Annotated in this window: 9 protein-coding genes and 1 pseudogene; all 10 read left to right on the top strand. The window is 70.2% G+C overall.

Annotated features, from left to right (window positions below; genetic code table 11):
* The first annotated feature begins 52 nt into the window (after positions 1 to 52).
* Positions 53 to 187: a hypothetical protein gene (locus AC2VNT_RS15255; RefSeq protein WP_486947656.1), complete on the top strand. Its 135-nt coding sequence runs from the start codon at positions 53 to 55 to the stop codon at positions 185 to 187.
* 156 nt (positions 188 to 343) lie between these two features.
* Positions 344 to 967: a superoxide dismutase gene (locus AC2VNT_RS15250; RefSeq protein ID WP_486947655.1), complete on the top strand. Its 624-nt coding sequence runs from the start codon at positions 344 to 346 to the stop codon at positions 965 to 967.
* Between the two features lie 145 nt (positions 968 to 1,112).
* Positions 1,113 to 1,646 carry a peptidase gene (locus AC2VNT_RS15245; protein ID WP_486947654.1) on the top strand — a complete coding sequence of 178 codons (534 nt, stop codon included), beginning with the start codon at positions 1,113 to 1,115 and terminating at the stop codon, positions 1,644 to 1,646.
* A 258-nt stretch (positions 1,647 to 1,904) separates the two neighbouring features.
* Positions 1,905 to 2,614, top strand: a pseudogene (locus AC2VNT_RS15240) (TMEM165/GDT1 family protein).
* 298 nt (positions 2,615 to 2,912) lie between these two features.
* On the top strand, positions 2,913 to 3,311 hold the full coding sequence (locus AC2VNT_RS15235; RefSeq protein WP_486947653.1) for a transcriptional regulator: 399 nt from the start codon (positions 2,913 to 2,915) through the stop codon (positions 3,309 to 3,311).
* Between the two features lie 122 nt (positions 3,312 to 3,433).
* Positions 3,434 to 4,090 carry a DUF6474 family protein gene (locus AC2VNT_RS15230; protein ID WP_486947652.1) on the top strand — a complete coding sequence of 219 codons (657 nt, stop codon included), beginning with the start codon at positions 3,434 to 3,436 and terminating at the stop codon, positions 4,088 to 4,090.
* On the top strand, positions 4,087 to 4,734 hold the full coding sequence (locus AC2VNT_RS15225) for a YcnI family copper-binding membrane protein (protein WP_486947651.1): 648 nt from the start codon (positions 4,087 to 4,089) through the stop codon (positions 4,732 to 4,734). The genes AC2VNT_RS15230 and AC2VNT_RS15225 overlap by 4 nt, the downstream gene beginning before the upstream one ends.
* Before the next feature lie 47 nt (positions 4,735 to 4,781).
* Positions 4,782 to 5,282 (top strand): copper resistance CopC family protein, encoded by a 501-nt coding sequence (locus AC2VNT_RS15220; RefSeq protein WP_486947657.1) that lies wholly within the window; start codon positions 4,782 to 4,784, stop codon positions 5,280 to 5,282.
* An 88-nt stretch (positions 5,283 to 5,370) separates the two neighbouring features.
* On the top strand, positions 5,371 to 5,808 hold the full coding sequence (locus tag AC2VNT_RS15215) for a hypothetical protein (protein ID WP_486947650.1): 438 nt from the start codon (positions 5,371 to 5,373) through the stop codon (positions 5,806 to 5,808).
* A gap of 9 nt (positions 5,809 to 5,817) precedes the next feature.
* The coding region (locus AC2VNT_RS15210; protein ID WP_486947649.1) for an RraA family protein at positions 5,818 to 6,022 on the top strand (205 nt) is incomplete at its 3' end.

The following is a 6,022-nucleotide window of genomic DNA, read 5'->3' as shown; positions in this document are numbered from 1 at the left end:
AGTCTGTGACATACCTCACCGGGGGTCAGCGCATGCAAGACAGGACACGATGATGGCCATCCATCCCACGCAACCGTTGCACCAGGGTTCGTCAACGTGGAATCACGCGTACCTGATGGCCGGCGTGCGCGCCGGCCTTATCGCGCTGGTTCTGCTGGCCGGCCTGGTGTTGATCGCCGTGCTCTGATCGGTCCCCGAGCGGCGGTGTCGGCCACCGTTGTTGCGGTATACGCCGGCAAGGAGCAATGTTGGTTACGCCGTCCCAACCGCACGGAAATGGCGCGCCGCGGACGGGGTGTGAGTAAAGCGCCGAATGCCGATCGCGATCACAGGAAGGATCCCCGTGGCTGAATACACTTTGCCGGACTTGGACTGGGACTACGGAGCACTGGAGCCACACATCTCCGGCCAGATCAACGAGTTACACCACGGCAAGCACCATGCTGGCTACGTCGCCGGCGCCAACACCGCTGTCACCAAACTCGAGGAGGCGCGGGCCAAGGACGACCACGCCGCGATCCTGCTCAACGAGAAGAACCTGGCCTTCAACCTGGCCGGACACGTCAACCACACGCTGTGGTGGAAGAACCTGTCACCAGACGGTGGCGACAAGCCGACCGGTGAACTGGCGGCCGCCATCGACGACGCCTTCGGTTCGTTCGACAAGTTCCGAGCGCAGTTCCACGCGGCGGCCACCACCGTGCAGGGGTCGGGTTGGGCTGCGCTCGGCTGGGACACCCTCGGTCAGAAGCTGCTCGTCTTCCAGGTCTACGACCATCAGACCAACTTCCCGCTCGGCATCACGCCGCTGCTCTTGCTCGACATGTGGGAGCACGCCTTCTACCTGCAGTACAAGAACGTCAAGGTTGACTTCGCCAAGGCGTTCTGGAACGTGGTCAACTGGGCGGACGTGCAGGCGCGGTATGCCGCCGCCACCGCACAACCCAAGGGGTTGATCAGCGGCTGACCAGCTCGCCGCCGAATCGGGGCGTCGCACCGCCGGGTGCGGCGCCTCGGTCATTTCCGGGCGGTGCACACCGTGTCGTCCTGTACTCCCGCCCGCGGGGGGCGCAAGCTGGACGGACACCGGGATCCCGAGCACGGGAGGCGAGATGCAGACTGGGGCAGGACGGGCGATCGAGGTCGCGCCACTCCACTCACGCGGGGAGCTGCGGGGTTTCGCGATCTTCGGCCGCTGGCCCGACTCGACCAAAGAGTGGGCGCAGCTACTCAGCATCGCCGTCCGCGCGGCGTGTCTGCCCGGGCTGCTCCCGACCACGACGGTGTTCGGCACCCGGGAGGAGCCGCTGGACACCGCCGGGCCGAGCCCGGTCGGCCTGCTGCTGGCCGAGGGCACGATGGCCGGGGAATCAGCCGTCGCCCCGGGCTATTTCGCCGACCGGCAGCCGTCGGCGCTGGTGCTCCTGCACCCGCCGTCGGAGACCATCCCGTCGCTGCCGGAGTGCCGCGGCGCCGCCTCCGGATGCGTGCTGCTGCCGGGCATCCCCTACCTGGGCCTGGAACACCGGGCCGCCTGGGTGGAGGCTGAGGCCGACGGCACCGTCACCTCGATGATCAGTCGCATCGGTGTCCGGCCGGTGGATCATCCCGACACCGCGGTCCTCGCGATGCTCCTTGCTGCATAAGGGAATTCGAATCTAATAATTCGCTCGCCGAATCGCCGGATACGGGCTGCCGAACTCGACGCCGACGGTGGCGGCGGTACGTTGCGGGCGCTAGCCTGAGGCGAGCAAGCGAAGGGGAGTAGCCCCCAATCGTCGGGTCGACATACTGGCGCAGAGCCCGGCCGGCGAACCGAACCAGCGGTCCGGTGGGCGAGACCTTCGACCAGCGCCGAGCGAGCCGATTCCGGCCGCCGGCGACGCGTCGAAAGGTCCGCCGTCATGCTCATCGCAGCACTGCTCAGCATGGGCGTGGTCTTCCTCGCCGAACTCGGTGACAAGTCCCAGCTGATCACCATGACCTACGCGCTGCGGCACCGCTGGTGGGTGGTGCTCAGCGGGGTCGCGATCGCCGCGATGCTGGTGCACGGGGTCTCGGTCACCGTCGGCCACTTCCTCGGGATGACGCTGCCGGAGCGGCCGATCGCCGGAGCGGCCGGGGTCGCCTTCCTCGGTTTCGCGGTCTGGACCTGGCTGTCCGGCAAGTCGGCCGGGTCCGGTGCGGCGGCGCGGACGAATCCCGGTTCGCGGTGTTCGCCATCGCCTCGTCGGTGCTGCTGGCCGAGGTCGGCGACAAGACGATGTTGGCGACGGTCGCGTTGGCCAGCGACCACAACTGGGCGGGGGTGTGGGCCGGGGCGATGGTCGGGATGGTGCTGGCCGACGGGGTGGCCATCGCGGTCGGCACGGTGCTGCACCGGCGGCTGCCCGAACACGTCCTGCACGCGGCGGCCGGCGTGCTCTTCCTGGGGTTCGGCCTGTGGACGCTGCTGGACACCGCGCTGGGCTGGCACACCGCCGCGCTCGCCGCAACCGGTGCCCTGGGCCTGGTCGCCGGCACCGCGGCCGGGCTCGCCCTTCGCCCCGGCGCCCGCAACCGGGCCGCCGGCGCGGCCCCGCCCCCGGCCGCTCCAGCAAAGTCGACCCGCTGACCCCGCCGCTGTCACCCCGGGTGGGCGGGGGCGCTCGCCGGCAGATCCATTGCGGATCACCGATCGTCGGCCCTGATTGCCTCGCATCGCGATAGCGGTGTTTTTCCTGGTACCAGCGATCAATTCGGGAGTCACCGCCGCGGCGGATATCCGTGCGGCGAGCGGTTACCGGCTGCATGAGCCGGATCGCACGGCTTTCCAGATTCCCGCCTCCTGCATGCCGCGCGGTCGCTACGATGACCGGCAAATCCGAGTACGAACCTGCTTCGACGCTCTTCCCTCTTTGGAGGTCATCTCGATGAGCACGCCGTTCGCCGCTCGCCTGAACCGGCTCTTCGACACCGTCTACCCGCCGGGTCGCGGACCGCACACGTCGGCCGAGGTGATCGCGGCGCTCCGGGCGGAGGGCGTCACCATGTCGGCCCCCTACCTCTCCCAGCTGCGTTCGGGTAACCGCACCAACCCGTCGTCGACGACGATGGCCGCGTTGGCCAACTTCTTCCGGATCAGGCCCGCGTTCTTCACCGACGACGACTACTACGAGAAATTGGACGACGAACTGTCCCTACTCTCCAACCTCCGCGACGAAGGGGTGCGACGGATCGCCATCCGGGCTGTCGGGTTGTCCGTCGAGGCTCAGCAGGACATCCTGGCGCGGCTCGACGAACTGCGCCGCAAGGAACATCTGACCATGTGAGCCGCCGGTGCAGCACCGCGCTGGCTGGCACCCGCACAGTCGGTGCCCGGTAGGGTTGGCTCGGTCGAGACCATGCAGCCGGGTCGAGACCGCGGCGGCCACGAGACACCGGAGGCGACAGGATGGGCCTGTTCAGGAAGCGGAAGAGCCGCGCCACCCGCCGGGCCGAGGCACGCGCGATCAAGGCACGCGCCAAGCTGGAGGCGCGGCTGGGGGCTAAAGCCGACGCCCGCCGGTTGAAGGCGACCCAGCGAACCGAAGCCCGGACACTGAAGGCGCAGCTGAAATCCCAGCGAGACAGCGATCGCGCCGCGGTGAAAGCCGCGGAGGCACAGTTCCGGGCGGTACGTGAGGGAAAGTTACTGTCGCCGAGGCGGATTCGACGCATGCTTGCGGTTTCCCGGCTGCTGGCACCGATCCTGGTCCCGGTGGTCTACCGGGCGGCGACCGCGGCTCGCGGCATGATCGACGAACGGCGGGCCGATCGGCTGGGCGTACCGTTGGGCCGGATTGGCCAGTTCTCCGGGCCCGGCGCCAGCCTGTCGGCCCGGATCGCCGGAGCGGAGAAGACCCTGCAGATGGTGCGGGAGAAGAATCCGAGGGACACCGAGGCCAAGCGGTTCACCGCGGCGATCGGCACGCGGCTGGCCGAGCTGTCCACCGCCGTCACCGCCGCGCACAGCATGCCCAGCAGCCGACGCCGGGCGGCGCACGCGGCGATCGGCGAGCAGCTCGACGGCATCGAAGCCGACCTGATGGCACGGCTGGGGGTGGCATGAGCGTGCCTGGCCGCCCAGGCGGCATCCGGCAGGCGCTGACCGTCGTCGCGGTCGGCGTCGCGGTCGGCGTCGGGTCGGTCTGCGCCGGCGCGCCGGCGGAAGCGCATGTGCGGGCGTGGAGTCCGGGGGCGCGGCGCGACAGCATCGCGATCGTCACGTTCGAAGTGCCCAACGAGTCCGAGACCGGCTCGCCCACCACCGCGCTGACCGTCAAACTGCCGAACGTCACGTCGGTCTACACCGAAGCCAAACCGGGGTGGACGGCCAAGATCAACGGCGATCCCGAGACGGGAATCGTCCGGTCGGTGACTTGGACCGCGAACTACTCCAGCGGCATCGGCGAGGATCAGTTCGGGTTGTTTCGGGTCTCGATGAAGCTACCCGACGCCGACACGGTCGCCTTTGCCGTGACCCAGCAGTACGCCGACGGGACCGCGACGGTCTGGGACGAAGAGCCGGTGGCCGACGGCACCGAACCGGACCACCCGGCGGCGACCCTCACGCTGGCGGCCGATCCGAACATCCAGCCGCCGGAGACGTGGCGAACCAAGCTCGCCGCGAACCCGGCGCTGCCGCTGGCCGGCGCCGCGCTGCTGATCGCGGTGCTGAGCAGCGCGATCGCGATCAGGCGGCCGCGGACGTGACCCGGTGGGCCGCCCGGGCCGCGGCACTGGGCCTGCTACTCCTGGCGATGTGGTTCACCGCGACCGGAGTGGCGGCCGCACATGCCCGGCTGATCTCCACCGACCCGGCTGCGGGCGCGGCGCTGAACACCGGCCCGAGTCGGGTCAGCGCCACGTTCAACGAACGGCTGCAGGCCACGTTCGCGGCGATGACGGTGGTCGGACCGGACGGCAACCTGTGGTCCACCGGCGACGTCCGGGTGGACGGCGCGGTGGCCAGCGTGGCGGTGCGGCCGCTCGGACCGGAGGGCGGCTACACCGTGCACTATCGGGTGACGTCGGCCGACGGCCACCCGGTGACCGGATCGTGGACGTTCCGGCTCAGCACGGCCGGAACCGGCGAACCGGGCCCGCCGGCCGCGGCGGGCGACCCGAGCGCGCCACCCACGCCGCGGAGCCATGCCGACCGTCTCCCCGACGACGGGGCCGGCCTGCCGGTCTGGCCGTTCGCGGTCGGTACGCTGATCGCCGTCGGGGCCGGCCTCTGGCTGGCCCGGCCCAAGTCGTAGCTCCCGGCCGCCCCGGATCGGTTCCGGGGCTGGCATGATTGGGGGCGCTGCCGGTGTCCGTGACGAGAACCCGCAAAGGAACAGCCTGATGCCCGACACGCCCGACTCGCAGGACCAGCCCGCCGACCAGCGATCCGCGATGCCGGAGCCGCTGCCGCCGGCCGACCCGGGCGAGACCGCTCCGGAGCCGAAGCCGCCGGCTCAGCCCGCCCAGCCGGCCAAGGCGGCCAAGGCGGCCAAAAAGGCCCCGGCCAAAAAGGCGCCAGGCAAGAAGGCGCCGGCCAAAAAGACACCGGGCAAAAAGACACCGGGCAAAAAGACACCGGCCAAAAAGACACCGGCCGCGGCCCCCCGACTCACCGAGGTGAACGGCGCGGTACCGGCACTCGCCCCGCCGACGCCACCCACCCCGGCAACATCGTCGCCCGCCGCCCGGCGGTCGCCGGTCGCGACGATGGCCGGCATCGCCTTCGGCGTGCTGAGCCTGCTGTGGATCCGGCGGCTCTGGCGGCGCCTCGCTGGTTAGCGTGACGCGGTGACCGTCGCCTTCCGCCCCATCGCCGACCTGGTGGACGACATCGGCCCGGACGTGCACAGCTGCGACACCCAGTTCCGCCAGTTCGGTGGCCGGTCCGAATTCGCCGGACGGATCAGCACGGTGCGCTGCTTTCAGGACAACGCGTTGCTGAAGTCGGTGCTGTCGACCCCGGCGGACGGCGCGGTGCTGGTGATCGACGGCG

Source organism: Mycobacterium sp. TH-M15 (genome assembly GCF_057473705.1).
This window is presented reverse-complemented; position numbering and strand designations above follow the sequence as displayed.